This is a genomic window from Streptomyces sp. NPDC046831 (assembly GCF_040645305.1).
In the GTDB taxonomy this organism is placed as follows: domain Bacteria; phylum Actinomycetota; class Actinomycetes; order Streptomycetales; family Streptomycetaceae; genus Streptomyces.
In genome coordinates, this window is the sequence record NZ_JBEYXZ010000033.1 from 1 (window position 1) to 26792 (window position 26792).

Here is a 26792-nt window from a genome sequence, read left to right on the forward strand (position 1 = left end):
GCCCGAACCCGCACCAGCCACTTCGCAGCACTTCGCCCCGCCGATCACACGATCGGCGGGGCGAAGCAGACGACCCCGAAATAACCAACAGCATCCGACGTCCGCGGTGCGGGGCCCGTGCTGCTCGTTCGCCGAGTTCCCGGGCGGGCACGTCGGCGCGGCCGAGCATCCGGAGGCGTTCGCGGACCGCCTGACGGAACTCCTCGGCGGGCCGTGGCCCGGCCCGAGGGTCGGCACCGGCACGGCGGGCGGACCGGTGCCGGCCGAAGTGGATCACCGGTACCCCGCGCGTGCCTCCACCCGTCACCGCCCCAGCCCCGGAACGACCGGTGCAGGAGGCCACTTGGACAGGGAAAACGCAACTTCGACATCGCCCGCGGGGGCAGCTACCTTCACCTGGTCCTCGGCGATCGTCCACGGTCGCACAGGAGTTCCTTCAGGCTGAGCCACCCGCGACGGGATGAGTTGGTCACGCCCCACGAATCCTCGCTCCAGGCGGGAGCCACCGAACCGGATCCGGGTCCGGGTCCGGGTCCGGGTCCGCACCAGGCACCCCCAACCAGGGAGAGACGTATGCCCCGACTTGCGCTGTACACGTTCGGCGTCCTGAAGTCACCGCTCGCCGATCCCGCACCTCTCACGCGCGAGTTCCACGACATCGGTGAGGCCGTCTACCGGAGGATCAGTCGGCACCCCGGGTACCTCGCGCGCGCCGAGACGGCGGACGGTGACCCGGGCGTGCTCTTCGACGCGGACTGGGGTGCGTGGGGGGAGTTCGCCGTACCGACCTGGTACGGCAAGGGCCGTACGGTGGAAACCACCGCCCTGGCCGCGACCCTCTCACTGTGGACCGGTCTGCGCCCCGCCTTCGACGCCGTCTGCACCGGTCTGCACCGTGAGGCGCTGACCAGGCGTCACGACTGGTTCGAGAGGACAGGGCACCCGAATCACGTGATCTGGTGGGTCTCCGACGGCGCGACACCCACCTGGCAGGACGGGGTGTCCAGGCTGGAGCACCTCCACGACCACGGCTCCGCGCCGCACGCCTTCACCTTCCACCACTCGTTCGCCCCGGAGGGAACGCCGACCAGGATCGAAGGCACCGGGCCGAAGAGCGACCAGGTGCGCTGACGAACGGAACCTGAACGACTGGGAGCGCCCGCCGGACTTCTGGCCTGCCGGCCGCCCCGGATCACTCGACGCGGCACACCGTCCGCGGGTCGGCGCCCGGGCGGCCCGGGGGCTCGGTCAGCGGCTGGTTGCTGCCCGCCGGCCGCCCGCACACGGTCACCGACTGCGCCCTGCTGCCCCGGTAGGTCACGCGCACGATCGCGTAGGCGTGGCCCTGCTGGTCGGCGTAGGGCCGGCTGCCGGCGAAACTGACCGTGCCGACCGGCAGGTTGGGGTTGGGGTGCCAGCGCAGGTCGGCCCAGGTCTCGGCGGCGGTCTGCGGGGCGTCGCCGTTCTTGGCGGCCCGGTACAGCACCGCGGTCGCGCTGTAGGCGAGCACCGACTGGCCGCTGGAGAACAGCGCGTCGTCCCAGGGCCGGGCGGGGTCGGCGAGGGCGGTCGCCGTCGTGCCCTCGGGGAGCAGCGCGGCGATCGTGCGCTGGGCGTCCAGATAGAAGCCGGTCGCGCCGACGAGGTCCATCGGGGCCAGCCCGAAGTGGTAGAGGGTGACCTCGGCGGGGATGCGCAGCGCCTCACCCTCGTCGTAGTTGCTCTTCGCCAGGTCGTCGCCCGTGAAGACGGTGATCTTCTCGCCGGAGCAGCCCGGGGTGGAGCCGAGCTGGGCCATCAGGTTGGGCACGTCCTCGACCCGGCCCGCGAAGTACAGGGCCTTCGGCACGGGGCTGCTCGCGCAGATCGTCGCGACCGGGGTGGTCAGTTCGGGTTCGCCGTTCGAGCTCAGCCGGTAGGTGCGGCCGGGCAGTACGGTGAAGCCGGCCCGGCCCAGCATGAGCCGGCCGACCCGGGCCTGTTCGGTGGTGTAGAAGTCCTTCTCGCTGCCGCCCTTGCGGGCCAGCACCACGGCCCGGGCGCCCGGGTCGCGGTCGGCCAGCTGGCGGGCGACGACGAGCAGCGCGTTCGCCTCCTCCTCGTCGGTGGCCGCCAGGCCGAACCAGTTCGACAGCTGGCGCGCCAGATGGCTGCCGGAGTTGGTGGTGCTGACCACGGGCAGGCCCGCGCCCTTGAGGATCTCGGCCGCGTCGTCGCTCTCCGTGGTGTCGCGGCCCAGGCCGACGACGCCGACGACGGACCGGTCGCGCCGCGCCAGGTCCGCGATGTGCCGCGCCATGGGCAGGACCTGGAGCATGTTCTCGCCGGCGTTGGCGAGCAGCACTCTTATCTTCGTCGGCTGGTGGGTGCTGACGTTGGTGTAGTGCTGGTAGAGGTAGACGCCGGTGATCTCCTCCAGCCCCTTGCGGGTGTCGAGCTCGTCCGCCGCGGTGACCGGGCCGGCGTAGACGACGGTGACGTACTTGTCGTCGGGGCCGATGGCCCTGTTCTCCTCCCGGATCGCCTGCTCGACGGCGTCGAAGGTGACGCCCCGGCCGGCGCCGGCGAGCTGGAGGCCGTTGCCCGCGGCCAGCCGTACGTCCTGCGTGGCGACGCCGACGCACTCGCCGCCGATCCGCTCGGAGTCCGTGTTGGACCCCAGCAGCCGGCCCTGGCAGTAGCGCTCGGCCATCCACTGGTTGCCGAGGAAGACGCCGCTCAGCGCGATCGCGAGCACCACCGCGAGGCACGGCCTGGACCACAGCAGCCAGGCCGGTGTACGGCCGATCCTGGTGGTGGCGTGCTGCACCGAGTGCTGCCGGCGCAGCGTGTCGGCCGGCAGCGGTATCCGCAGGATCCACGGCAGCGCGCCGGCCCGGCCGGGCGACTGGCCGACGTTGAGGTTGGTCACCCACTCCCGGTACCGGGCGTCCGCTCCGTAGAGGCGCTCCTCGCGGTCGCCCGGCGCGCCGGGCGGCGGGGTGGCGGGCCGCACCGGCTCCTCGGAGCCCGGCGGGCGCAGCCGCTCCGCGGCCGGGACGGCGGCCAGCACCAGCAGCGGGTCCACCTCGCTGCGGCGGCTGCGCACGTTGCTGATCGCCCGCAGGAGCAGCAGGCCGCCGTCCTCCTCGGTGGCCCGCGGGAGGTACACCACCGGGGGGACCGTGCGCTTGCGGTGGCGCATGTCCACGGTCCGCGGCCCGAAGCATTCGCGCAGGTCCTCCAGCAGCGCCAGGACCCGCAGTTCGAGGTGGAACTGACGGGCCGTCGGGTCGCCCGCCTGGGCGGCGACGACCTGCTGGGCGACGGCGAAGGCCCGGCCGCGGATGGTCTCCCAGGACTTCGCCGGCCGCCAGCGAGCCCACTCGGCGGCCTCGGGCCGGTCGCTCGACGGGGCCAGGAACGTGGTGGTCGCGAACCACCGGCTGGCTCTGCGCAGCCACAGCAGCGGCGGTGCGCTGCGCGCCAGCAGGTGCGCCACACCGATGGCGGCCAGGGCCAGGGCGCCGCCCCACACGGCCGTCTGCCAGCCGCCCTCGCCCAGCAGCACGCTGAGGCAGGCGATGAACAACGCCCCGACGAAACCGGAGGGATTGACCACCGCGCTGATCGTCTCGGCCAGCGCCGACGTCCTCCCGCCGCGGGCGCCGTCGCCGTCGAGATCCCCTCCCGGCCGCCAGCGCAGTTCGGCCAGCCGCCGCATCAGCCGTTCGCGGCGCTCGGCGGCGGACCACACCGTGGTCACCTCTCCGCCGACCTCCGGCGCGGCCTGCTCGATGGCGCGCAGCAGCCGCGAGCGCGGGAAGGTGAACGGCTTGTACTGCGACTGGCTCTCGTTGTCCCACCGGTGCTCGCACAGCTGGCGCACCATGTCGATCGCGGAGGAGTAGGGGTCCGGGCCGCCTCCGCCCTCCAGCCGTTTGGCGATCAGCCCCCGCGGCTGGTGCCCCTGCCGGACGAACTCCACGACCTGGGCGACCCGCCGGTCGAGACTGCCGGTGTCGTCCTCCTCCGCGGCCTGCAGGACCACCAGCGGCGTCACCGGCGGATTGTCCCGGAACCTGTCGATGAGCCGTCTCATCAGATCGAAAACCGAGTCGGCAGCCTCGATCCCGGCGCTGCCGCTCCACACCTCTCTCGGCACTCCGCTCCGCCCCCGTCACATCCGCCCCGTCGAGCACCCCGAGTTCGATGGCTATACCCATATCGAACTGCCGCTGCACCAGAGGAGCGTGCCGAATCTGCGCTTGTTCGGTGCCCGTGCCCAGAGGCCGGCCGGACCGGCTCAGCCGGCGCGCTCCGCCGCGCCACGCTCGACGCAGAACTCGTTGCCCTCGGGGTCGGCGAGGACCACCCAGCCGGTGCCGTCCGGCTTGCGGCGGTCGTCGAACACCGTGGCGCCGAGGGCGAGCAGGCGCTCGACCTCCTCGTCCCGGGTGCGGTCCTGCGGCTGGAGGTCCAGGTGCACGCGGTTCTTCACGGCCTTGGCGTCCGGCACGGTCACGAACAGCAGCCCGGCGTCCTCGATCAGGACCTCGTCGTCGCCCGGGTGGTCGTCCTCGTGGAGCGGCCGGCCGAGCACCCGGGACCAGAAGCTGCCGAGCGCGTAGGCGTCGGCGCAGTCGATCGTGACATGGCGGATGGCGGAAGTCATACGGGGATTGTCGGTTCCGCCTCCCGGCGCGGGCAACGCGTTTGTCCGGGCGCCGGGGCCCGGGCGCCGGCGCCGTCCGGCTCGTGCGAGCGGCGCCGCGCCGGGGCCGGCGGCGCTCGCGCAGGCGTCGCACCGCGACGCTCTCCCCCGGCGTCCGTCGATCCGAGGCTCCGTCGGCCGTGGGTCCGAGGCTCCGTCGGCCGTGGGTCCGAGGCTCCGTCGATCGTGGGGACCGCCGCTCCGTCGGCCGTGGGCACCGACGCTCCGTCGGCCGTGGAGGGCCTCGCGGCCGGATCAGTGGACCGAGAACCCGCCGTCCACGAAGATCGACTGACCGGTGACGTACGCGGAGGAGCGGCTCGCCAGGAACACCGCCGCGCCCGCGAAGTCCTCCGCCAGACCGTTGCGCCCGACCATGGTGCGGGCGGCGAGTTCGGCCACCTTGCCCGGATCGGCGGACAGCCGCCGGTTCAGCGGGGTGAGCACGAAGCCGGGGACCAGGGTGTTGCAGGTGACGCCGAACGGGGACCACGCCTCCGCCTGCGAGCGGGCCAGCGATTCCAGGCCGCCCTTGGAGACGCCGTACGCGCCGCTCTGGACGAACGCCCGGTGCGCCTGCTGCGAGGTGACGTGGATGATCCGTCCGAAGCCCCGCTCGGCCATCCCGGGGCCGAAGCGCTGCCCGAGGAGGTAGGGCGCCTCCAGGTTCACCGCCATGGTGGTGTCCCACACGTCGTCCGTCAGCTCGCCCATCGGGGGACGCAGGTTGACGCCCGCGCAGTTGACGAGGATGTCCGGCTCCCCGAACACCGCGGCCGCCTCCTCGGCCGCGGCCCGCACGCCGTCGCGCGTGCCCAGGTCGGCGCTCACCCAGGCCGCCCGGCAGCCGTCCGCCTCCAGCTCCCCGACCGTGGCGGCCAGAGCGGCCCGGGTGCGTGCGACGACCACGACACTCGCCCCGGCCCGCGCCAGGGCCCCGGCGACGGCCCGGCCGATCCCGGAGCTCCCGCCGGTGACGAGGGCCACCCGGCCCTCCAGTGAGAAGAGGCCGTCGAGGTAAGGCTGCGCGGTCATCTCCACATCCCCCAGGTAGGCGTCCCGGCGGTGCGCCGGCGCGGACGGACGTCCGGCGGGCGACGATACGGGACCGGCACCGGCCGGTCAGCCGCTCGCGCCCGCGACGGCCCGCTCCGCCGTCCTCGACGTGCTCGCCCCCGGGCCGTCCGGCTGGGCGAGGACGGCCGACCGGCTGCCGTACCCGCTCGGGCCGTCGTGACGGGCCGGGTTCCGCGATCCGGGAGGCGGGTCCCCTTCAGGCTCGGCGTGCGGGTCGTGCCGGTCGTGCCGTTCCCGCCGGGGCGTCGGTGTCCGGTTTCCCGGCCCGCCTCGCCCGTCCCGGCGGCAGGTGCGGGGTCACGGCGTAACTGGCGAGCGTGATGCCGCCGGTGGCGAGGAAGGCCGCCTTCAGGCCGTCCAGCTGGGCGGAGGCGTAGGAGTCGGTGACGGCGTCGACCTCGGACGGCGGCAGACCGGCCCGCTGGGCCGCCGAGCGCACCTGGTCGGTGGGGACGAAGGAGATCCCGGCTTCGAGGGCGATGCCCGTCTGTCTGCGGGTCTCCTCGGACAGCCGCGGGTCGTCCCGCACCTGCGCGGTGAAGGCGTGCGCCAGGCTGCCTATGAGGATCGACCCGATCAGCGCCGTGCCCAGTGCGGAGCCCAGGTTCTGGGCCGTGAACTGCAGTCCCCCGGCCTCGCTGCGTTCCTCCTCGTCCACGCCGGACTGGACGATGTTGCCCAGCTGGGAGGCGAGCATGCCCATCCCCACACCGAGCAGGGCCATGGCGCCGGCGAACTGCGCGTCGTCGATGACCGGGTCGACGGTGGCCAGCAGCCACACGATGGCGCCGGTCAGCGCGGCCAGGGCCAGCCGGACCATCCGGCGCGGTCCCGCCACCCGCCCCAGCCGGGCGGCGATCGTCGACGCCGCCAGCATGGTGACGGACACCGGAAGCAGCCGCAGCCCCGTCTGGAATGCGTCGAACCCCTGGACGACCTGCAGGTACAGCGGGATGGCGAAGAACAGGCCCAGCAGGATGAGGTTCTGGCTCAGCAGCGCCGACAGGCCGGAGCGCAGCGCGGGGCGGTGCAGCAGGGACAGGTGCACCAGGGGGTCTTCGCCGCGGGCCTCCCGGTGCCGCTCCCAGCGCCGGAAGCAGGCCAGCACGGCCACTCCTGCCGCGACGACGAACAGGGTGGGCGCGAAGCCCAGGACGGTGAAGGGCGGGTTGCGCGGCTGCACCCACCCCCAGGTGCTGCTCTGCAGCACACCGAGCACGCCGAGCCCCAGACCGGCCGCCGAGAGGACGGCGCCGACGCCGTCCAGCCCCGGACGCGGGCCGGTCCGGGGCGGCTCCGTGATCACCCGGCGGAACAGCAGGACGGCCGCGACGACGACCACCTCGCCGGCGAAGACCAGCCGCCAGGTGAGGTACGTCGTCATCCAGCCGCCCAGGAGCGGGCCCACCGCGATGCCGGCACCGGCCAGTCCGCCGATGACGCCGTAGGCGACGGCCCGGTCCCGCCCGCGGTAGGACTCGGCGACGAGGGCGGCCATGGCGGGCAGCACCAGCGCGGCGCCGAGACCCTCGACGACCGACCAGCCCAGGGTCAGGGCCCACAGGGTGGGAGCCACCGCGGTCAGAGCCGATCCGGTGCCGTAGACGACGAGGCCGAGGAGGAAGACCCGGCGCCGCCCGAAGATGTCCCCGAACCGGCCCCCTACGACCATGAAGGCCGCCATGACCAGCGCGTACAGCGTGATGACGGCCTGGATGGCGGTGACCTCGGTGTCGAAGTCGTCGACCAGCCGGCTGATGGACACGTTCATGACGGACGTGTCGAGGACCATCAGGAACTGCGCGGTCCCCAGGACGATCAGAGCGCGCCAGTGTGCCACGGTGTCCACCTCACCGAGTCGGCCCCGGCACGCCGTCGGAGCCGGCCGGGCGGCGACCGGGACGTGTCCGGCCCCCATGCCCATGGCAGCCGAGGAAGCCCTGCGGCGCCTCACCCGCAGCGGGCGAGCCGCCGAGCGGTGCGGGCGACCGCCCGGCCGCCCTCCCGTCCGCGACGGGACCGGCCCCGCCGCGCGGACCGACGACGGGGCCCGGTGCCGTCCCGGCCCTTCCCGGCGGGCCGGGCAATTCACCCGTCCCGGGTGAGGACGCCCGGCACCTGCCGTGCGCACGCTGAAGCGCAAAGAGCGGTGCCACGGTTCGGAACGGTCCGACGACACCGGCACCGCCGCCGGACACGGGTCCGGGACGGAGGAGACAAATGAGCGCCCAGGTGTATCTCGCCTACGACTATCCGCTGCTCAGCGCCTTCTGGACGATGCTGTGGTTCTTCCTGTGGATCATGTGGTTCGTGCTGCTCTTCCGCGTCGTCACCGACATCTTCCGCGACGACGGCATGAACGGCTGGGCCAAGGCGGGCTGGCTGGTGTTCTGCATCGTGCTGCCCTTCCTCGGCGTGTTCGTGTACCTCATCGCCCGCGGCAAGGGCATGGGCCGGCGCGAGATCGCGCAGGCACGGCAACAGCAGGAGGCGTTCGACGCCTACGTCCGCGAGACGGCCGGCGGGGGCCGCAGGAGCAGTGTCGACGAACTCGCCAGGCTCGCCGACCTGCGCACCCGCGGTGAGATCACCGACGAGGAGTTCGCACGCGCCAAGGCGATGCTCCTGGCCGACGGCGTCCCCGCGGGCCAGGCCACGTCCGTCACCTCCGTACGGGAGGGCCCCGACACGTCCGTCACCTCCACCCCCGGCCGCTGAGCACGCCGGACCACGACGTGGGCACGGCGCGCAGGCGCAACGCAGGGGCGGCGGCCAAAGCCGCGGCCGGTGCGACGGGGCCAGGTGTGGCCGGGGGCGCCGCACGGCCGGCCCAGCCGCCCGGACCGCGAGCCTGGTGGGCACGGCTGGCCCTGCTCGCGCTGCTGGCGGCCGTCCTCGTGCCGCTGGTCGCCGCCGGCCTGAGAAGCCTGTTGTGGCTGCTCGTCGGCGTCGCCGGGCTGGTGGTCACCGCCGTGGCGCTGTGGTGGGCCCTCGCCCACGCCCGAGCCGTCCGGGCCGCCGGACTGCTGCTGGCGGCGACCGTCCCGCCCGCCGTGCTGGCCCTGTACGCGGCGCACGGCATGCTGGCACCCGCCGCCGTGTCCCTGGGCCTGCTGGTGCTGGCCGTGGCGGCCGCGCGGATCGTGTCGGCACCGCGGGACGCGGACGCGGCGCCCGCCCTGCCACCGCGTCCCGCCGACGCGCCGCAACATCCCTGGATCCTGATGAATCCGCGGTCCGGCGGTGGCAAGGTCGACCGGTTCGACCTGGCGCAGCGAGCCAGGGCGATGGGCGCCCGCGTGGTCCTGCTCGACCCGGAGCGGCACCAGAACGTGGCGGAACTGGCCGGGCGCGCGGTGGACGAGGGAGCCGACCTGCTCGCCGTGGCCGGCGGAGACGGCACCCAGGCGCTGGTCGCCGAGGTCGCGGCGCGCAACGGCCTGCCCTTCCTGGTGATCCCCGCCGGTACGCGCAACCACTTCGCCCTGGACCTCGGACTGGACCGCGACGATCCCGCCACCGCCCTGGAGGCGCTCACCGACGGCGTCGAGATCGACGTGGACCTCGGCTACGCGGCCGGCCGGGTGTTCGTCAACAACGCCTCCTTCGGCACGTACGCGGCTGTGGTCGGCGACCCCGCCTACCGGGACGAGAAACTGCGCACCACCCTGCAGACGCTGCCCGCGCTGCTCACCGGCCCCACCGCGCCCAGACTGCGGATGCGGGCCGGCGTGGTCCGGGCCGACGGCCTGCAGGCACTGCTGGTCAGCAACAACCCCTACCGGCGCGCCGTCGACTCGGTCCACCCGGGACGTCGCGAGCGCCTGGACTCCGGGCGACTGGGCGTGCTCTGCGTGCGGGTGGACAACTCCGCCCAGGCGGCCGGCCTGCTGCGCGGTCCCCAGGCGTCGGGCGTCACCCGGCTCACCGCGGCGGAAGTGGTCGTCGAGGCGGACACGGCGACGGTCCCGGCCGGCATCGACGGCGAGGCGGTCCTCCTGCCCGCCCCCGTGGTGTGCCGCATCGCCCCGCGAGCCCTGCGGGTGCGCGTCCCGCGCCGGCGCACCGTGACGCCCCCGAGCAGACCGCCCGCCGACTGGCCGCACGTCCTGCGCCTGGCCCTGCCCCGCCGCCGCGCCACCCGGCCGGCCGGGTGAGGACCGGGCGCGGTCGACGCGGGGCGGGCGCGGACGGAGCGGGACGGTCGGCTGCCCGCGCAGGGAACGGCGCCCGTCCCCCTCGCACCCGCTGCCGCGCGCTCGGCGCGCTCACGGCCGCCGGCGCGGTGGGCGAGCGGCGCGGTGCTCGGCGTACGCACGGCCCACGACGGCTCCCAGGTGGACGACCACGCCGACCGCCACCAGCCAGGACACGATGACCATGACCACGCCCACCGGGCCGTACTTCTGGTTGTTGGCCACGATCGTCGCCGAGAAGTACCGGGAGGAGAACACCCCGAGGCCCGTCCACCCGATGTCCGTCGCCAGCGCCGCCGGGAGCAGGAACCGCCAGGCGACCGTGCCGGTGAGCAGCAGGCGCATGGTCCCCCACCAGAAGAGCAGCGCCACGGCGAAGCCGAGCAGGCCCTTCAGGGCAGGGGAGGCGAGTACCGCGACGGCCCTGGCCTGGACCGCTCCGTACGCGACCAGCGCCGCCAGCCACACCAGCTGAGCGCCCAGATCGCGCCACCAGTGCGGACGGACGTCGAAGAGGAACTGGTACCAGCTCTGCAGGGTGCCGGCCACGGCGATTGCGCCCGCGATCAGCAGCACCACGCTGACCAGGGTCAGGGTGCCCGAGCCGGGACCGGGCCGGAAGAGGGCGGCCACGGCCTCGGCGGCCTGCTGGTCCAGTCCGAGCCAGCCCGCCAGGACGTCGGACGCGTCCTGGCCGACCGCGGCCGTGAGGAGGATCAGGAAAGGGAAGAAGCAGAGGAAGGCGAGCGCCGCCAGCTGGAACGAGTGGCCGAAGAAGTCCGCCGCGCGCAGACGTGCCCACAGCCGTCCCGCCGTGCCGGACGCCAGGCGCCCGGCCCGCACCCGCCATCGTCCGGCCGGCCCGGTCGGGCGCACGGCCTGGCCACGGTCATCACCCGGGGGTGTGCTGCGCCTGCGCATACCAGGCAGTCAACAGCGCCGCGCGGGCCCGCGCAGCCCACGGGACGCCGGGGCCGTGACCCCGGACCCGGCCCCGGCTCGGCCCCGGCTCGGCCCCGACGTCCGGAACGGCGGTGAACGTGACCACCCATCCGCCGCGCCTGTGGGAGGGACGTGTCCCACGTCGCACCGGCCGGCTCACGTTCACGCGTTTCGCCCGGTTCACGCGGTTCGCTCGGCGGAGCAGCGGCACGCACCCGCTTCGCGGACACGGCTTAGCGTCGTGGGTATGACCGGTGACACCTCACCCTCCCTCGCCGAAGCCCTGGCCGCCGGGGCGGTCGTTCTCGACGGCGGGCTGTCCAACCAGCTCGAAGCCGCCGGACACGACCTGAGCGGCGGGCTCTGGTCGGCACGGCTGCTCGCCGAGCGGCCCGAAGCGCTCACCGAGGCGCACCTGGCCTACTTCCTGGCGGGAGCGGACGTGGCGATCACCGGGAGCTACCAGGCCACGTTCGAGGGGTTCGCCCGGCGCGGGATCGGCCGCGAGCGGGCGGCCGCGCTGATGGCCCGCAGCGTGCGCTCGGCGCGTGAGGCGCAGCGGCGGGCGCGGGCCCGCGGCGTCACGCGACCGCTGTGGACCGCGGCCTCGGCGGGCCCCTACGGGGCGATGCTCGCCGACGGCTCCGAGTACCGGGGCCGATACGGTCTCACGGTCGGGGAGCTGGAACGCTTCCACCGGCCGCGTCTGGAGGTGCTGGCCGCCGCCCGGCCCGACGTCCTCGCCCTGGAGACGGTCCCGGACACCGACGAGGCGGCGGCCCTCCTGCGGGCGGTGCGCGGGCTGGGGGTGCCGGCCTGGCTGTCGTACACCGTCGCGGGCGACCGCACCCGCGCCGGGCAGCCGCTCGAGGAGGCGTTCGCCCTCGCTGCGGACGCCCAGGAGGTGATCGCGGTCGGGGTCAACTGCTGCGCCCCCGAGGACGCCGACGCCGCCGTCGAGATCGCCGCCCGGGTCACCGGCAGGCCGGTCGTCGTCTACCCCAACAGCGGCGAGGCCTGGGACGCCGGCGCGCAAGCGTGGAAGGGGCCGGCCTCCTTCTCCCCCGACCGGGTCGAGCGCTGGCGCGCCCTCGGGGCCCGGCTGATCGGCGGCTGCTGCCGGGTGGGGCCGGAGACGATCACGGCGGTGGCCCGGACCCTGACGGCCGCCTGAGGGCGGCTGCCCCGACGGCCGGGTGCCTCGGCCGGGGCCGAGCCGTTCGTCGCCCGCGCCGTGGGTACGGCGGCGATCCGCCCGCCGCCGTACCCACGGCGCGGGCTCACTCCCGCCGCGCGCTCCCGGACCGTCTGAGCCGGCGTACGGCCCACCGCGGAGGGTTCGCGCCGTGCTCGGGTGGGGGTGCGGCGCCGCCGTCGGGTGCCGGGGCCGCCGAGACGGGGACGTGCTCCGGGGCGCCGGCGTCGTCCGCCCGCCACAGCGCGAGCGCCGCGTCGCGCGGGCCGTGCAGGGTGCGCGGCTCGCCGTCGCCGAAGATCCGCACCGGGTGCGTCGTGTCCCACGGCGCCCATCCGGGGTCGCCCTCGGCCGCGAAGCGGACCCAGGCCGCGTGCATCGCGTCGGCCAGTTCCTGCGGGGCGCCGTCCCCGGCCAGGGCCCGGGACTCGGGCGCGTCCCCGGTGTCGAAGACGAAGCCCAGCTCCAGGGCGTGGCAGGCGCCGAGGCCCGGCAGCAGCGAGGGCCAGGCGAACTCGTAGACGTAGGACGAACCGGGGCGCGCGTCGGCCAGGCGGTGCAGGGGGACGCGCAGCAGGTGGTCGGTGACCAGCTGGCCGACGATCTCGGCGGGGCCGGCGCCGGGGTGCAGGGCGCGGTAGCCGCGCACGACCTCGTGACCGCAGTGGCAGCGGGCCATGGCGCCGGCCAGGGCCACCGGACCGAGCCGGTCCACCCGCTCCAGCAGCCCGCCCGGCACCAGCCACAGCCGGTACTCGTCCCGCGTCCAGCCCATCAGCAGCTCGACGCCGGGGGCCGCCCCGCCGCCGGCCAGCGCCTCGAGGGGATCGCGCGGGACCACGTCCCCGTCCACGACGATGCCGAACGCGGGGCCGCCGAGCACCGGGGAGCTGAGCCTGCCGACCTCGGCCTGGGTGCGCAGCAGCAGGTCCCGGTCGACGGCCGCGAACGCCTCGGCGGTGGCCGGGATCTTCAGCCGGGCCGCCAGGCGGCGCACCACGCGCCGCACCGTGTCCCGGGCGGACGCCTCCGGCGGGCCGCTCTGGAGCACCGCCCGCCGCACCAGCCCCTGGGCCTGCGGGGCGGCGACGAGGGCTCCGGCGCTGATCGCCCCGGCCGACTGGCCGAACACGGTGACACGGCCCGGGTCGCCGCCGAAGGCCGCGATCGACTCGTGCACCCACGCCAGGGCGGCCAGCTGGTCGCGCAGGCCGCGGTTGGCGGGGGCGTCCGGGAAGAGGCCGTAGCCCTCCACGCCCAGCCGGTAGTTGACCGAGACGAGGACGACGCCGTCCCGCGCGAACGCCCGGCCGTCGTACACCGGCACGGCCGCCGAACCGCGGGTCAGTGCCCCGCCGTGCAGCCACACCATGACGGGAAGCCGGGCGTCGGGGCTGGGGTCCGGCGTCCACACGTTGAGGTTCAGGCAGTCGTCGCCGGGGACGGCCGGGTCGGCGAGGTACCGGGCGAAGGCGGCGGAGTAGGGCGGTTTTGGCGCGGTCGGCCCGAACGACCCCGCGTCGCGTAAGCCGTCCCACGGCTCGGGCGGCGCCGGGGACCGGAACCGGCGGGCACCGAAGGGGGGTGCTGCGTACGGGATGCCGCGGAACACCGCCACCGCGTGCTCGTACCGGCCGCGGACCGCCCCGTGCGGCGTCCTCACCACGGGGTCCCCGCGGTCTGCGGTGTCCCTGCGGTCCGCCGTGTCCCTGTCCGCTGTGTCCCTGCGGTCTGCCGTCATCGCCCGCCCACCAGCCCTTCGCCACGCTCGTGCACCGCACCGCCTGATCCACCATCGTCTCGCCTGGCTCCTCGGCGCGGTGTCGCGGGACGACCGTCCGGGGGACGACGGCTGCCGGTCGTGGCCGGGGCGCCGGTGCGACGGCGGCCGGGTTCCAGGTCGCCGTCCCGCCGCACCCGTGCCGTCCGGAGGCCGGGGCGTCGGTCCCCACTCCAGGATCGCCTCGGCGTGTCCGCGGCCGGTCCCCGGGGTCGGGCTCCGCCCCGCCACCGGGCCGCCGCCCCGCAGTGCGCGGCCACGGTCGGGGTCCGTGCCCGGCCGCCGCGCGCACGGGCACGGACCCCACGGAACCGCCCCCGCACACGGGCGCGGACCCCACGGAACCGCCCCGCACACGGGCGCGGACCCCACGGAACCGCCCCGCACACGGGCGCGGACCCCACGGAACCGCCCCGCACACGGGCGCGGACCCCACGGAACCGCCCCGCACACGGGCGCGCACCTCGGTGAAGCCCCGCGCGGGCACGGACCTGCGAGGCCGCCCCCCACACGGACTCCCACCCCCGCGGGGCCACCCCGCACACGGGTTCAGGCACGGGTGGGGCCACCGCACGCGCGAGCACGACCCCCGCAAGGCCGCCGCGCGCACGGGCACGGGCCCTACGAGGCCGCCGACGCACGGGCTCCGGCCCCCGCGGGCCACCCAGCACACGGGTTCAGGCACCGGTGGGGCCGCTACACGCACCGGCACGGGTCCCCACGGGACCGCCCCGCGCACCGGCACAGCCCCCGCGAGGCCGCCCCGCGCACGGGCGCGGACCCCGCGAGGCCGCCCCGCGCACGGGCGCGGACCCCGCGAGGCCGCCCCGCACACGGGCGCGGACCCCGCGAGGCCGCCCCGCACACGGGCGCGGACCCCGCGAGGCCGCCCCGCACACGGGCGCGGACCCGGTGGGGACCGACCGGGTTCGCCCCCAGCGTGGGCGTTCCGCGCGCCCGAGGGCTTCGTGGGCGCGGCCGGGTGCGTGTCCGTTTCGTTCAAGACCGGCGGCGCGGACCGTCCTACGGTGGCGGCATGACTCCACGATTCGCCGTGATCGGCCTGGTCGTCTCCGACCTGGCCGCCTCGCTCGCCTTCTACCGCCGCCTCGGGCTGGTCTTTCCCGAGGGCGCCGAGCGGCAGCCGCACGTCGAGGCCGAGCTGCCCGGCGGGCTGGTCCTCGCCCTGGACACCGAGGAGACCGTCCGCTCGTTCCACCCCGCGTGGCGGCCGCCGGCCGGGGGCGGCAGGGTCTCCCTCGCCTTCCGGTGCGACACGCCCGCCGCTGTGGACGCCCTGTACGAGGACCTGACCGGCGCCGGCCACCACGGCGAGCTGAAGCCGTGGGACGCCTTCTGGGGGATGCGGTACGCCGTCGTGCACGACCCCGACGGCAACGGCGTCGATCTGTTCGCGCCGCTACCGGCGGCCGCCGAGTAGCTCCCCGAGGGTCGTGCCCGCCAGGGCCCGCACGTCCCTGGCGAGATGCGCCTGGTCCGCGAACCCGGCCCGGGCCGCCGTCTGCGCGAACGGCACGCCGTCCCGGGCCAGCGCGAGGGCCCGCTGCAGTCGCAGCACGCGGGCCAGCGTCTTGGGGCCGTAGCCGAAGGCGGTCAGGGACCGGCGGTGCAACTGGCGCGCGCCGAGTCCGAGAGCGTCGGCGACCGCGGCTACCGGACGGCCGGCGGCCAGGGCGGCGACCACGCGGCCCGGCAGGGGATCCGGCGGCCCCGCCCCGGCCGCGCACTCCAGCGCCACCTCCTCCAGCGCGGCTGCGGGGTCGGCCGCCGCGCCGATCCGTCCGCGCAGCCGCCGGACCACCGCGGCCGGCCACAGCTCGGCGAGGTCGACGCGCCGGTCCCGCAGTACGTGCGCGGGCACGCCGAGGAGGGCGGGCGCCGTGCCGGGGAAGAAGCGCACGCCGGCCCAGTGCGCGGGCGGGCCGCCGGGGCCGTGGGCGCGGGTGTCCGGTCCGGCGACGAGCAGCCGGCCCTCGCTCCACAGCAGGTCCATGCACCCGTCCGGCAGCACCGGCCCCGCCGCGGACGCCACCGGCGCCTTCCGCCAGACCACGGCGCCGGCCAGCCGGGACGGCCGCTCGGTGTACGCGGGCGCCCGCGCCTCCCCGTCCATGGACGGCAGACTACGCCGCGGGCGGCCGGGAGGACGCCGGGTCCGACGCCGCCGTGCCCGCGCCCCGCCGGGGGCGGAGCCGCCGGCCGGTCGGGCCAGACCCCCGCCCAGCACAGGCCAAGCCACCGGACCGCACAGGCCAGACCCCCGCCCAGCACAGGCCAAGCCACCGGACCGCACAGGCCAGACCCCCGCCCAGCACAGGCCAAGCCACCGGACCGCACAGGCCAGATCCCCGCCCACCGCGGTCACCCCGCCGCGGAACGCGTCCCGGCGGCCGGTGCCGCGGGTGTCACTTCGAGGCCGACGGCCCTTCCTCGTCCGCCTTGTGCGGGCTCTTCACGTGCATGCTCCGCACCTGCGTCCGCAACCGCGCCGTGACGTCCTCGGGCGGCAGGAACCGCGACCAGCGCTCCGGGAACTCGGAGGGCATGTCGGGGTCGTCGGGGTCGGCCACGCGAACCGCAGCGGCCCAGGCGACGTACTCGGCGATCTGCGCCTCGCGCACCCGCTCGTTGGCCTCGCGGGCCGCGGCGGTCGCGGCGGCCGGCCAGACCCGGTCGATGGCGGCGTTGACCGCGGCCCCGACAAGCACGGCGAACGCGGACACACCGATCCACAGCAGCACGGCCACGGGCGCGGCCAGCGAGCCGTAGATGGTGGGTCCCTCGACGGTGCTGGTGAGGTAGATGCGCAGCACGAAGCTGCACACCACCCACATGGCCAGGGCGACCAGCGCGCCCGGCACGTCCTCGATCCACGGCGAGCGCACCGGCACGGACACGTGGTAGAGCGTCGTCAGGAAGGCCACCGAGAGCACGATGACGACGGGCCAGTACAGAACCTGCACCACGGTCGTGGACCAGGGCACGATCCGCACCACCGCGTCCGGACCGGCCACCATCAGCGGCAGCGCGATCGATCCGATGAGCAGCGCCACGACGAACAGGCCGAACGCCAGCAGCCGGGTCCTGACGATGCCGCGGACCCCGTCGAGGCCGTACATCACGGTGATGGTCTCGATGAAGACGTTCACCGCGCGCGACCCGGACCACAGGGCGATCCCGAACCCGATCGAGATCACGTCGGGCCGCCCGCCCTTCGTGACGTCCCGCAGGATCGGCTGCGCGATCTCCTTCACGCCCTGGTCGGACAGGACCGTGCGGGAGGCGTCGAGGATGTTCCGCTCCAGGCTCTCGATGGTGTTCGCGCCGGTCCAGGCGTCGACGTAGTAGAGCAGCCCGATCAGGCTGAGCAGCAGGGGCGGCACGGACAGCAGGGAGAAGAACGCCGCCTCGGCCGCCAGGCCGAGGATCCGGTACTCCATGCACGAGTTGACGGTGTCCTTCAGCAGCAGCCAGGCGGTCCTGCGCTTGGAGACGTTGCGGTACAGGGCCTTGGCCCGGTGGAGGCGGCCGGACGGCTCGTGGGGAATTTCACTTGCTGGCTGCACGACCCAAAGGTATCTCCGTGGTGTCCGGTCCCCGTCATCCCCCGGGCGGGGCCGACCAGGCAGGACGGCGGGCACCGGGCGGGCGGGGGGTCCGGGGCGGGTGAGCACGGCCGCCCGCAGGGTAGGTTCCGGTCATGGCAGCCAGTACGCACACCGTGACCAACCAGGCGCCGCCGCTGATCGGCTACGACGTCTTCTCCGCCGACCGGGTACTGGCGGAGGCGGTCGGGCGGCACGTCGCACCGGATCTGCTCGACGAGGTGCGGGGCGAGCTGGCGGCCCTGGGGCGGGCCGCGGGATCGGCGCAGCTGCAGGAGTGGGGCGCCCTGGCCAACGAGAACCCGCCGACGCTGCGCACCCACGACCGCTACGGGCACCGCGTCGACGAGGTCGACTTCCACCCCGCCTGGCACCGGCTGCTCGGCAAGGGGGTCTCGGCGGGCCTCACCGCGGCCTGGGCACGCCCGGCCGGCCACGTCCGCCGGGCCGCCGCCTTCCTGGTGTGGACCCAGGTCGAGGCCGGCAACGGCTGCCCCCTGTCGATGACGCACGCGGCGGTGCCCGCGCTGCGCACGGATCCCGCGCTGGCCGCCGAGTGGGAGCCGCGGCTGACGTCCATGATCTACGACCGCGAGCTGCGGCCCGCCCGGCTGAAGGCCGGGGCGCTGTTCGGAATGGGCATGACCGAGAAGCAGGGCGGCAGCGACGTACGCGCCAACACCACCTCCGCCCGGCCGCTGGCCGAGGACGGCGCCTACGAGCTGACCGGTCACAAGTGGTTCTGCTCGGCGCCGATGTCGGACGGCTTCCTGGTGCTGGCACAGGTGCCCTCCTCCGCCGGCCCGGGCGGCCTGACGTGCTTCCTCGTGCCCCGGGTGCTGGAGGACGGCACCCGGAACGTGTTCCGCATCCAGCGGCTCAAGGACAAGCTCGGCAACCGGTCGAACGCCTCCGCCGAGGTGGAGTTCGACGGCACCTGGGCGCGGCGGGTCGGCGAGGAGGGGCGCGGGGTGCGCACCATCATCGAGATGGTGGCGGCAACCCGTCTCGACTGCGTGCTCGGCTCGGCCGGGCTGATGCGGCAGGCCGTCGCGCAGGCGGTCCACCACTGCTCCCACCGGGAGGCGTTCGGCGGCAGGCTGGCCGACAAGCCGCTGATGCGCAACGTCCTGGCCGATCTCGCGCTGGAGTCCGAGGCGGCGACGGTGCTGGCGCTCCGGCTCGCGGCCGCCTACGACGACGGCGGCGAGCAGGAGCGGGCGTTCCTGCGGATCGCGGTGCCGGCCGCGAAGTACTGGGTGACCAAGCGGTGCGCCCCGGTCGCGGTGGAGGCCGCCGAGTGCCTCGGCGGCAACGGGTACGTCGAGGAGTCCGGCATGCCCCGGCTGGTGCGGGAGTCGCCGCTCAACTCGATCTGGGAGGGCGCGGGCAACATCCAGGCGCTGGACGTGCTGCGGGTGCTCCAGCGGGAGCCTCGCGCGCTCAACGCGTGCCTGGAGGAGGTCGGCCTCGCGCGCGGCGCCGACCACCGCCTCGACGGCGCGATCAAGAACCTGCTCACCGAACTCGCCGACCTGGACGGGATCGAGGCGCGCGCCCGGCGGCTGGTGGAACGGCTGGCGCTGGTCCTGCAGGGGTCGCTGCTCGTGCGGTACGCGCCGCCGGAGGTGGCCGACGCGTTCTGCGCCTCACGGCTGGGCGGCGACTGGGGGGCGGCCTTCGGGACGCTGCCGCACACCCTCGACCTGGCGTCGCTGGTGGAGCGGGCTCGGCCGGTGTCCTGACGGCCGGCGGATCGTCGGCCGCCGGCATCCGGCATCCGGCATCCGGCGCGACGCCGGTGTCCCGACGGGGTGGTTGTCCTGACGGCGCACACGTTCCGAAAAGGGCGCAAGGAAGACGGCCGGTGTCCCGAACGACAGGAGACCGCCGGAGACTGGACCGTCGGTGTCCCGAACTGCCGGAGACTGGACGGCCGGCCTCCCGACGCGCGGAGGCACGACGGCCGGTCCGAACCTTGAACGCAAGACGGCCGGGTCCCGAACGGCCGGGACACGGCCAGTCCCCGGCGATCGGCGCGGCAGCCGGGGACGGGGCGGCCGGCAACGGACCCGCCGGAGAGTGGCGCCACGCGGGGGTGGTGCTGCGCCGACACGGCACCACCCCCGCTGCGCGGCCCGTCCGGGCCACGGGCGCCGCAGTGGCGGCACCGGACAAGTCTCGGACAGCGCCGTCCCGTTCACCAGGGTTGCGGGGGGTTGCAACACGACAGACCGCGGATCGCGCGGCCCGGGCGGCGCCGGCTGCCGGCGATCGGCCAGTGCTCCCTGGAGCCGCTGGCGGGCGGCCGGCTGGTGCGGGCCGACCCCGAGCCGGTGCCGCACGGCGTCACCCGCGCCGCCGCACTCGGAGACGCCGGCGGTGACCCGGGGGCGCGCGGCGGCGGGCCCCCGGGGAGTGGGCGTGCGGTGAACGGCCCCACCCGAGGGGTGTTTGTTCCGCGCATTTGCCGGGTTGTCGTCCTGCGGTGCGCCGTACTGCCGTAGCATCCCCTACGGGTCGCCCCACCTGCTCCTTGGCCAACGCACGGATCAAGCGGCGCAGTTGACCCGGCTTGGGGAGGTTGTATGAAGCACCGCGGCCGACACCGCCGACGCAGACGGGGAAGGGCACTGCGCGCCGTCCTGTCCGCGACCGCCCTCGCGCTGACCGCCGCCGCCACCATGATCAGCGCCTCGCAGGCCACGGTCGTCGACGACCCCGGCGCCCTGAAGCCGCTCGCCTCGTCCGCCGAGCTGGGCCGCCTGCGGCTGACCGAACAGCGGGTCCCCGAGCGGTCACTGGACCGGCTGGCCGCCGCGATGGGCCGGCCGGTCGGCGTCGGCGCGGTCCTCGCCGACGCCGACCGCACACTGCGCGGCGCGGCCGACTGCACGCCCGCGGAGAAGAAGGCGCTGCCCGTCGAGCCGGTGGCCGCCCGCGCGTACTGCTGGGACCGCGCCGACACCGTCGCCTCCGCATGGCGACCGGCGTCGGTGACCACCTCGGGCGACGCCGACGACGACGGGCGCTGGGGCGCGCACCGGGTGATCCTCTCCGGCTGGACGCACCACGGCGGCAGTGCCGCCGAACGCGGCCTGGCGAGGGTGGCGTTCGTCGACGCCGACGACCCGGACCGCCTCACGTACACCTGGGCCCTGCTCGTCGTCCCGGTCGACGACGGACGCGACTACCGTGGCCTCGTCTCCCGCGTGACGGGCATGGTCTGGTACCAGGACAAGCTGCTGGTGACCACCTCCGGCAGTGAGCGGGAGGCGCTGTACGTCTACGACCTGAACCGGGTCCAGCGCGCCAACGTCACCGGCGACGCGGTCGGACGGGTGCCCGGCGGCTGGTCCGCGCACGGGTACCGGTGGGTGCTGCCCGCCGTCGCCTCCTACCGCCCGGCCGGCGGCGGGTGCGACCGGGCGGCCCGCTCCGCCGCCGCGTGCCCGCGGGGCCTCTCCCTGGACCGCACCACCGCGCCCGACAGCCTGGTGGCGAGCGCGGCGACGCCCGCCCACGACGGGCGGCACACCCGGCTGTGGCGCTACTCCTTCAGCGCCGACCCGGCCCGCTCCGGCCTCCTGGCCGCCGACGCCGGCGGGACGGTGACCGCGGACGAGGCGTACGACACGAAGGTCCGCGGCATCCGGGGCGTGCTGTCGCACCGGGCCACGCCGTCCGCCCGGCCCGACTGGTACCTGGGCCGGTCCGCCGGCGAGCACGGCGGGCACGGAACGCTGTGGCGGCAGGACACGCACGGGGCGAAGGCCGCGGAGTGCGGCTCGAAGGGCAGGCACGACTGCTGGGGCGACGGCGGCGGCTCCCTGTCCTACTGGCAGGAGACGGGCGAGGTGTGGTCGCTGTCGGGCCGGATGCTCTTCGCCCTGCCGCTGTCCTCGATCCAGCGGTCGCTGGGGTGACGCGCGGCAGGCACCCCGGGACGGCGACATGCGCCACCCGCGGAGCCTGCCGCCGGTCCAGCACGGCGACACACGCCACCCTCGGAGCCCGCCGCCGGACCAGCCCGGCGAACACGCCGCCCGCGGAGCCCGCCGCGGGTCCGGCCCCGCGACGGGGCCGGGCGGCGCCCGCCCACCTCCCGGGACGGCCGTCCGCCTCGATCGACAGAACGACTGAGCGGATGATTCCCTGGCCGGCATGACGAACATCGCCGTGACCACCTGGTCCCTGGAGCAGGCCGCCCCGACCGACCTCCTCCCCGCCCCCGCGCCCGAGGGCGACGTCCGGGTCGTGCGGGCCGAGGTGGCCTCCCCCGAGTTCAGCCGCTTCCTGTACGCGTCGGTCGGCGGCGACATCCTGTGGACCGACCGGCTCGGCTGGACGTACGCGCGGTGGCGGGAGCACCTGGAGCGTCCGGGTGTCGAGACCTGGGTCGCCCTCGACCGGGGCACACCGGCCGGTTACGTCGAGCTGGAGCCGCAGGACGACGGCGTGGTGGAGATCGTCTACTTCGGCCTGCTCCCGGCCTTCCGCGGCCGGCGGATCGGCGGTCACCTGCTGTCGTACGGTGCCGCGCGCGCCTGGGACCTGGCCGACCGCTGGCCGGGGCTGGCGACGACGAAGCGGGTGTGGCTGCACACCTGCAGCAAGGACGGCGAGCACGCGATGGCCAACTACCTGCGTCGCGGCTTCAAGCTGTTCGACACCAGGGTCGAGGAAGAACCGGAGGTTGCCACTCCGGGGCCGTGGCCGGGCGCGTACCCGGCCTGACCTGGGCCGACGCGGGGCCGCACCGCGCATGTGACCCGCACCACGCTCGTCTCACCATGCGGGACCAAGTCGTCCGCATGGTGGATGAAGCTGGACTCGGTCCAGACGGCCGTGCCAGGCTGCGGTCATGTCTGGAACTGGAGTCGCCCTGGTGAGTCGGCGGCACGTCGACCTCGGCCGCATGTCCAGCGCCATCTGTCCGGCGAGCTGATCGCACCCGTCCGTGGCCCCCGGCCGCGAACAGCACCGCCGTACCCCCTTTCGCCGCCTGCTGCGCAATGACGCGCACGCGCGCCTTCGCGCGCGTTGAGACCGCAGGTCGGAGCCGCTTTCCGCCTGTCCCGAAGGACGTGTCGACCATGGCCGCCAACCCGCAGAACCCTGCCGCCGCGACTCCCCGCCGCAAGGTGAGCCGTCACCGTGGCGAGGGTCAGTGGGCCGCGGGTCACTTCACCCCGCTCAACGGCAACGAGCAGTTCAAGAAGGACGACGACGGTCTCAATGTGCGGACACGCATTGAGACGATCTACTCCCGGCGGGGATTCGACTCCATCGACCCCAACGACCTGCGCGGCCGGATGCGCTGGTGGGGCCTCTACACCCAGCGCAAGCCGGGGATCGACGGCGGCAAGACCGCGGTCCTCGCCCCCGAGGAGCTGGACGACAGCTACTTCATGATGCGCGTCCGCATCGACGGCGGTGCCCTGACCACCCGCCAGTTGCGGGTCGTCGGCGAGATCTCGCAGGAGTTCGCCCGCGGCACCGCCGACATCACCGACCGGCAGAATATCCAGTACCACTGGATCCGGATCGAGGACGTGCCCCGGATCTGGGAGCGGCTGGAGGCCGTGGGCCTGTCCACGGTGACCGCCTGCGGCGACACCCCGCGCGTGATGATCGGCTCCCCCGTCGCCGGCATCGCCGAGGACGAGATCATCGACGGCACCCCGGCGCTGGAGGAGATGAAGCGCCGGGTCCTGGGCAACAAGGCGTACTCCAACCTCCCGCGGAAGTTCAAGACGGCCATCTCGGGCTCGCCCGTGCTGGACGTGGTCCACGAGATCAACGACGTCGCGTTCGTGGGTGTCCGCCACCCCGAGCACGGGCCGGGCTTCGACCTGTGGGTGGGCGGCGGCCTGTCCACCAACCCCAAGCTGGGCGTGCGGCTGGGCGCCTGGGTGCCGCTGGAGGAGGTCCCGGACGTCTACGAGGGCGTCCTGTCGATCTTCCGCGACCACGGCTACCGCCGGCTGCGCAACCGGGCCCGGCTGAAGTTCCTCGTCGCCGACTGGGGCGCCGAGAAGTTCCGCCAGGTGCTCGAGGACGACTACCTGGGCCGCAAGCTGACCGACGGGCCCGCCCCCGAGCAGCCCGTCCAGCAGTGGCGCGACCACATCGGTGTCCACCGCCAGAAGGACGGCCGCTTCTACGTCGGCTTCGCCCCGCGCGTCGGCCGCGTCGACGGCGCCACGCTCACCAAGATCGCCGACCTCGCCGAGGCGCACGGCTCAGGCCGGGTCCGCACCACCGTCGAGCAGAAGATGATCATTCTGGACGTCGAGGAGGCGCAGGTCGACGCCCTGGTGGAGGGCCTCCAGGCCCTCGACCTGAGCGCCACGCCGTCCCCGTTCCGGCGCGGCACGATGGCCTGCACGGGCATCGAGTTCTGCAAGCTCGCCATCGTCGAGACCAAGGCGCGCGGCTCCCGGCTGATCGACGAACTGGAGCGCCGCCTCCCGGAGTTCGACGAGCCGATCACCATCAACCTCAACGGCTGCCCGAACGCCTGCGCCCGCATCCAGGTCGCGGACATCGGTCTCAAGGGCCAGCTGGTGGTCAACGACCGGGGCGAGCAGGTGGAGGGCTACCAGGTGCACCTCGGCGGCGCGCTCGGCCTCCAGGCCGGGTTCGGCCGCAAGGTCCGCGGTCTGAAGGTCACGTCGGAGGAGCTGCCCGACTACGTCGAGCGCGTTCTGAGGCGCTTCCAGGCGGAGCGCGAGGACGGCGAGCGGTTCGCCACCTGGGTCGGCCGCGCCTCCGAGGAGGCGCTGTCGTGAGCGAGCGCGCCGCGCCCTTCTACTGCCCCTACTGCGGCGAGGAGGACCTGCGCCCGAGCGAGCACGTGGAGCGGTCCCCCCGCACGGGCGGGGCCGGGCACGGGGGAGGCACCTGGGAGTGCGCGGCCTGCAACCGCGCCTTCCGGCTGAGCTTCCTCGGACTGCTGGCGAAGGGGCTGAAGCGAGCCGACGACGGAGGGGAGAAGCGGATATGACGACCACTCAGCACGTACGCACGGCCGACGAGCTGAAGGCACTGGCCGAGCAGGCCGGCCGCGACCTGGAGGACGCCTCCGCGCTGGAGATCCTCCAGTGGGCGGCCCGGACCTTCGGCGACCGGTTCTGCGTCACCTCCTCCATGGAGGACGCCGTGGTCGCCCACCTCGCGTCCCGCGCCGTGCCCGGCGGCAGCCGCGTCGACGTCGTGTTCCTCGACACCGGCTACCACTTCCCGGAGACGATCGGCACCCGCGACGCGGTCGAGGCCGTGATGGACGTCAACGTCATCACGCTGACGCCGCGGCAGACGGTCGCCGAGCAGGACGCCGAGTACGGCCCGAGGCTGCACGACCGCGACCCCGACCTGTGCTGCAGGCTGCGCAAGGTGCAGCCCCTGGAGGAGGGGCTCAGGGGCTACCAGGCGTGGGCGACCGGGCTGCGCCGCGACGAGTCCCCGACCCGGGCGAACACCCCGGTCGTCGGCTGGGACGACAAGCGGCAGAAGGTGAAGATCTCCCCCATCGCCCGCTGGACGCAGGACGACGTGGACGCGTACGTCGCCGAACACGGCGTGCTGACCAACCCGCTGCTGATGGACGGCTACGCGTCCGTCGGCTGCGCGCCCTGCACCCGCCGCGTCCTCGCCGGCGAGGACGCGCGCGCCGGCCGCTGGGCGGGCCGCGCCAAGACCGAGTGCGGGCTGCACGGCTGACCATGACCGTGCTTCCGACGAACTCAATCAACCAGGAGTCCCACGTGACCACCGGAGCCACCGTCTGGCTCACCGGTCTGCCGAGCGCCGGCAAGACCACCATCGCGCACGAGCTGGCCGGCCGGCTGCGCGCGGAGGGCCACCGCGTCGAGGTGCTCGACGGCGACGAGATCCGCGAGTTCCTCTCGGCGGGCCTCGGCTTCAGCCGCGAGGACCGGCACACCAACGTGCAGCGCATCGGCTTCGTCGCCGAACTGCTCGCCCGCAACGGCGTCAAGGCGCTGGTCCCGGTGATCGCCCCGTACGCCGACAGCCGCGACGCGGTGCGCAAGCGGCACGAGGAGAACGGGACGGCGTACGTGGAGGTGCACGTGGCCACCCCCGTCGAGGTGTGCTCCGAGCGCGACGTGAAGGGCCTGTACGCCCGGCAGGCCGCCGGCGAGCTGACGGGTCTGACGGGCGTCGACGACCCGTACGAGGAGCCCGAGGCGCCCGAGCTGCGGATCGAGTCGCAGCACCAGACCGTGCAGGAGTCCGCGGCGTCCGTCCACGCGCTGCTCAGCGAGAGGGGACTTGCATGACCACCGTCGCCAAGACCGGCAGGACCGGCAAGGGTCGTGAGGGCGGCGAGGGCGGCGAGGGCGGCGAGGGCACGGACACCCCCTACGCCCTCTCCCACCTGGACGCGCTGGAGTCCGAGGCGGTGCACATCTTCCGCGAGGTGGCGGGCGAGTTCGAGAACCCGGTGATCCTGTTCTCCGGCGGCAAGGACTCCATCGTCATGCTGCACCTGGCGCTGAAGGCGTTTGCGCCGGCGGCGGTGCCGTTCGCGCTGCTGCACGTGGACACCGGGCACAACTTCCCCGAGGTCCTCGACTACCGCGACCGCGCGGTGGCCCGGCACGGACTGCGGCTGCACGTGGCGTCCGTGCAGGACTACATCGACCGCGGGGTGCTCAAGGAGCGCCCGGACGGCACCCGCAACCCGCTGCAGACCGTCCCGCTGACGGAGCGGATCGCCGCGGAACGGTTCGACGCGGTGTTCGGCGGCGGGCGCCGCGACGAGGAGAAGGCGCGGGCCAAGGAGCGGGTGTTCTCCCTGCGCGACGAGTTCTCGCAGTGGGACCCGCGCCGGCAGCGACCGGAGCTGTGGAACCTGTACAACGGGCGGCACGCCCCCGGTGAGCACGTGCGGGTCTTCCCGCTGTCCAACTGGACCGAGCTGGACGTGTGGCAGTACATCGCCCGCGAGGGCATCGAGCTGCCGGAGATCTACTTCGCGCACGAGCGCGAGGTCTTCCGGCGCGGCGGCATGTGGCTGACGGCCGGCGACTGGGGCGGCCCCCGGGACGACGAGCCCGTCGAGAAGCGGCTGGTGCGCTACCGCACCGTCGGTGACATGTCCTGCACCGGCGCAGTCGACTCCGACGCGGTGACGCTGGAGCAGGTGATCGCCGAGATCGCCGCCTCCCGGCTGACCGAGCGGGGCGCGACCCGCGCCGACGACAAGCTCTCCGAGGCCGCGATGGAAGACCGCAAGCGCGAGGGGTACTTCTAG

22 protein-coding genes are annotated in these 26792 nt (G+C 74.7%); 14 read left to right on the top strand and 8 right to left on the bottom strand.

Annotated features, from left to right (window positions below; all coding sequences use genetic code 11):
* Window positions 1-573: 573 nt before the first annotated feature.
* Window positions 574-1131 (top strand): DUF3291 domain-containing protein, encoded by a 558-nt coding sequence (locus ABZ920_RS24315; protein ID WP_361508686.1) that lies wholly within the window; start codon window positions 574-576, stop codon window positions 1129-1131.
* A gap of 61 nt (window positions 1132-1192) precedes the next feature.
* On the opposite strand, the gene ABZ920_RS24320 is transcribed toward ABZ920_RS24315, so the two are convergent.
* The 4 genes from ABZ920_RS24320 to ABZ920_RS24335 all read right to left on the bottom strand — a co-directional run bounded on the left by ABZ920_RS24320 (window position 1193) and on the right by ABZ920_RS24335 (window position 7610).
* Window positions 1193-4144 (bottom strand): ABC transporter substrate-binding protein, encoded by a 2952-nt coding sequence (locus ABZ920_RS24320; RefSeq protein WP_361508689.1) that lies wholly within the window; start codon window positions 4142-4144, stop codon window positions 1193-1195.
* 141 nt (window positions 4145-4285) lie between these two features.
* Window positions 4286-4654, bottom strand: a complete 369-nt coding sequence (locus ABZ920_RS24325; protein WP_361508691.1) for a VOC family protein — start codon at window positions 4652-4654, stop codon at window positions 4286-4288.
* A gap of 294 nt (window positions 4655-4948) precedes the next feature.
* On the bottom strand, window positions 4949-5728 hold the full coding sequence (locus tag ABZ920_RS24330; RefSeq protein ID WP_361508694.1) for an SDR family oxidoreductase: 780 nt from the start codon (window positions 5726-5728) through the stop codon (window positions 4949-4951).
* A 238-nt stretch (window positions 5729-5966) separates the two neighbouring features.
* Complete coding sequence (locus tag ABZ920_RS24335) at window positions 5967-7610, bottom strand: MFS transporter (RefSeq protein WP_361508697.1); 1644 nt, start codon at window positions 7608-7610, stop codon at window positions 5967-5969.
* A 380-nt stretch (window positions 7611-7990) separates the two neighbouring features.
* Between ABZ920_RS24335 and ABZ920_RS24340 the strand changes: the two genes are divergently transcribed.
* A complete protein-coding gene (locus ABZ920_RS24340) occupies window positions 7991-8488 on the top strand; it encodes an SHOCT domain-containing protein (protein WP_361508700.1) in 498 nt (165 codons plus the stop codon).
* An 86-nt stretch (window positions 8489-8574) separates the two neighbouring features.
* The gene (locus tag ABZ920_RS24345) at window positions 8575-9927 is read left to right on the top strand and encodes a diacylglycerol kinase family protein (protein WP_361508702.1); all 1353 of its coding nucleotides are present in this window, start codon (window positions 8575-8577) and stop codon (window positions 9925-9927) included.
* 111 nt (window positions 9928-10038) lie between these two features.
* Here the strand turns inward: ABZ920_RS24345 and ABZ920_RS24350 are convergent, their stop codons facing one another.
* Window positions 10039-10809 carry a YhjD/YihY/BrkB family envelope integrity protein gene (locus tag ABZ920_RS24350; RefSeq protein WP_361508705.1) on the bottom strand — a complete coding sequence of 257 codons (771 nt, stop codon included), beginning with the start codon at window positions 10807-10809 and terminating at the stop codon, window positions 10039-10041.
* Window positions 10810-11155: 346 nt separating this feature from the next.
* Between ABZ920_RS24350 and mmuM the strand changes: the two genes are divergently transcribed.
* A complete protein-coding gene (gene mmuM / locus ABZ920_RS24355) occupies window positions 11156-12082 on the top strand; it encodes a homocysteine S-methyltransferase (protein WP_361508708.1) in 927 nt (308 codons plus the stop codon).
* Window positions 12083-12188: 106 nt separating this feature from the next.
* On the opposite strand, the gene ABZ920_RS24360 is transcribed toward mmuM, so the two are convergent.
* Entirely contained in the window at window positions 12189-13769 is a 1581-nt protein-coding gene (locus tag ABZ920_RS24360; RefSeq protein ID WP_361508867.1) for a carboxylesterase family protein, read from the bottom strand.
* A gap of 1150 nt (window positions 13770-14919) precedes the next feature.
* Here ABZ920_RS24360 and ABZ920_RS24365 point away from each other — a divergent pair.
* Window positions 14920-15324 (top strand): VOC family protein, encoded by a 405-nt coding sequence (locus ABZ920_RS24365; RefSeq protein WP_361508711.1) that lies wholly within the window; start codon window positions 14920-14922, stop codon window positions 15322-15324.
* Here ABZ920_RS24365 and ABZ920_RS24370 read toward each other — a convergent pair.
* Window positions 15304-16017, bottom strand: coding sequence for a helix-turn-helix transcriptional regulator (locus ABZ920_RS24370; protein WP_361508714.1), 714 nt, complete (start codon window positions 16015-16017; stop codon window positions 15304-15306). The genes ABZ920_RS24365 and ABZ920_RS24370 overlap by 21 nt on opposite strands.
* Before the next feature lie 292 nt (window positions 16018-16309).
* Window positions 16310-17470, bottom strand: coding sequence for a YihY/virulence factor BrkB family protein (locus tag ABZ920_RS24375; RefSeq protein ID WP_361508717.1), 1161 nt, complete (start codon window positions 17468-17470; stop codon window positions 16310-16312).
* A gap of 134 nt (window positions 17471-17604) precedes the next feature.
* Here ABZ920_RS24375 and ABZ920_RS24380 point away from each other — a divergent pair, with 134 nt between their 5' ends.
* The 9 genes from ABZ920_RS24380 (at window position 17605) to cysD (ending at window position 26792) form a co-directional block, all read left to right on the top strand.
* Window positions 17605-19254 carry an acyl-CoA dehydrogenase family protein gene (locus tag ABZ920_RS24380; protein ID WP_361508720.1) on the top strand — a complete coding sequence of 550 codons (1650 nt, stop codon included), beginning with the start codon at window positions 17605-17607 and terminating at the stop codon, window positions 19252-19254.
* An 843-nt stretch (window positions 19255-20097) separates the two neighbouring features.
* On the top strand, window positions 20098-21435 hold the full coding sequence (locus ABZ920_RS24385) for a hypothetical protein (protein WP_361508723.1): 1338 nt from the start codon (window positions 20098-20100) through the stop codon (window positions 21433-21435).
* 238 nt (window positions 21436-21673) lie between these two features.
* Entirely contained in the window at window positions 21674-22246 is a 573-nt protein-coding gene (locus ABZ920_RS24390) for a GNAT family N-acetyltransferase (RefSeq protein WP_361508726.1), read from the top strand.
* Between the two features lie 127 nt (window positions 22247-22373).
* Window positions 22374-22457, top strand: coding sequence for a putative leader peptide (locus ABZ920_RS24395; RefSeq protein ID WP_345942706.1), 84 nt, complete (start codon window positions 22374-22376; stop codon window positions 22455-22457).
* A 148-nt stretch (window positions 22458-22605) separates the two neighbouring features.
* Window positions 22606-24303 carry a nitrite/sulfite reductase gene (locus ABZ920_RS24400; RefSeq protein WP_361508729.1) on the top strand — a complete coding sequence of 566 codons (1698 nt, stop codon included), beginning with the start codon at window positions 22606-22608 and terminating at the stop codon, window positions 24301-24303.
* On the top strand, window positions 24300-24518 hold the full coding sequence (locus ABZ920_RS24405; RefSeq protein ID WP_361508732.1) for a hypothetical protein: 219 nt from the start codon (window positions 24300-24302) through the stop codon (window positions 24516-24518). Before ABZ920_RS24400 ends, ABZ920_RS24405 begins: the two co-directional genes overlap by 4 nt.
* Window positions 24515-25234, top strand: a complete 720-nt coding sequence (locus tag ABZ920_RS24410; protein WP_361508735.1) for a phosphoadenylyl-sulfate reductase — start codon at window positions 24515-24517, stop codon at window positions 25232-25234. The genes ABZ920_RS24405 and ABZ920_RS24410 overlap by 4 nt, the downstream gene beginning before the upstream one ends.
* Window positions 25235-25236: 2 nt before the next feature.
* Complete coding sequence (cysC, locus tag ABZ920_RS24415) at window positions 25237-25815, top strand: adenylyl-sulfate kinase (RefSeq protein ID WP_361508737.1); 579 nt, start codon at window positions 25237-25239, stop codon at window positions 25813-25815.
* Window positions 25812-26792 carry a sulfate adenylyltransferase subunit CysD gene (gene cysD / locus ABZ920_RS24420; protein WP_361508740.1) on the top strand — a complete coding sequence of 327 codons (981 nt, stop codon included), beginning with the start codon at window positions 25812-25814 and terminating at the stop codon, window positions 26790-26792. Before cysC ends, cysD begins: the two co-directional genes overlap by 4 nt.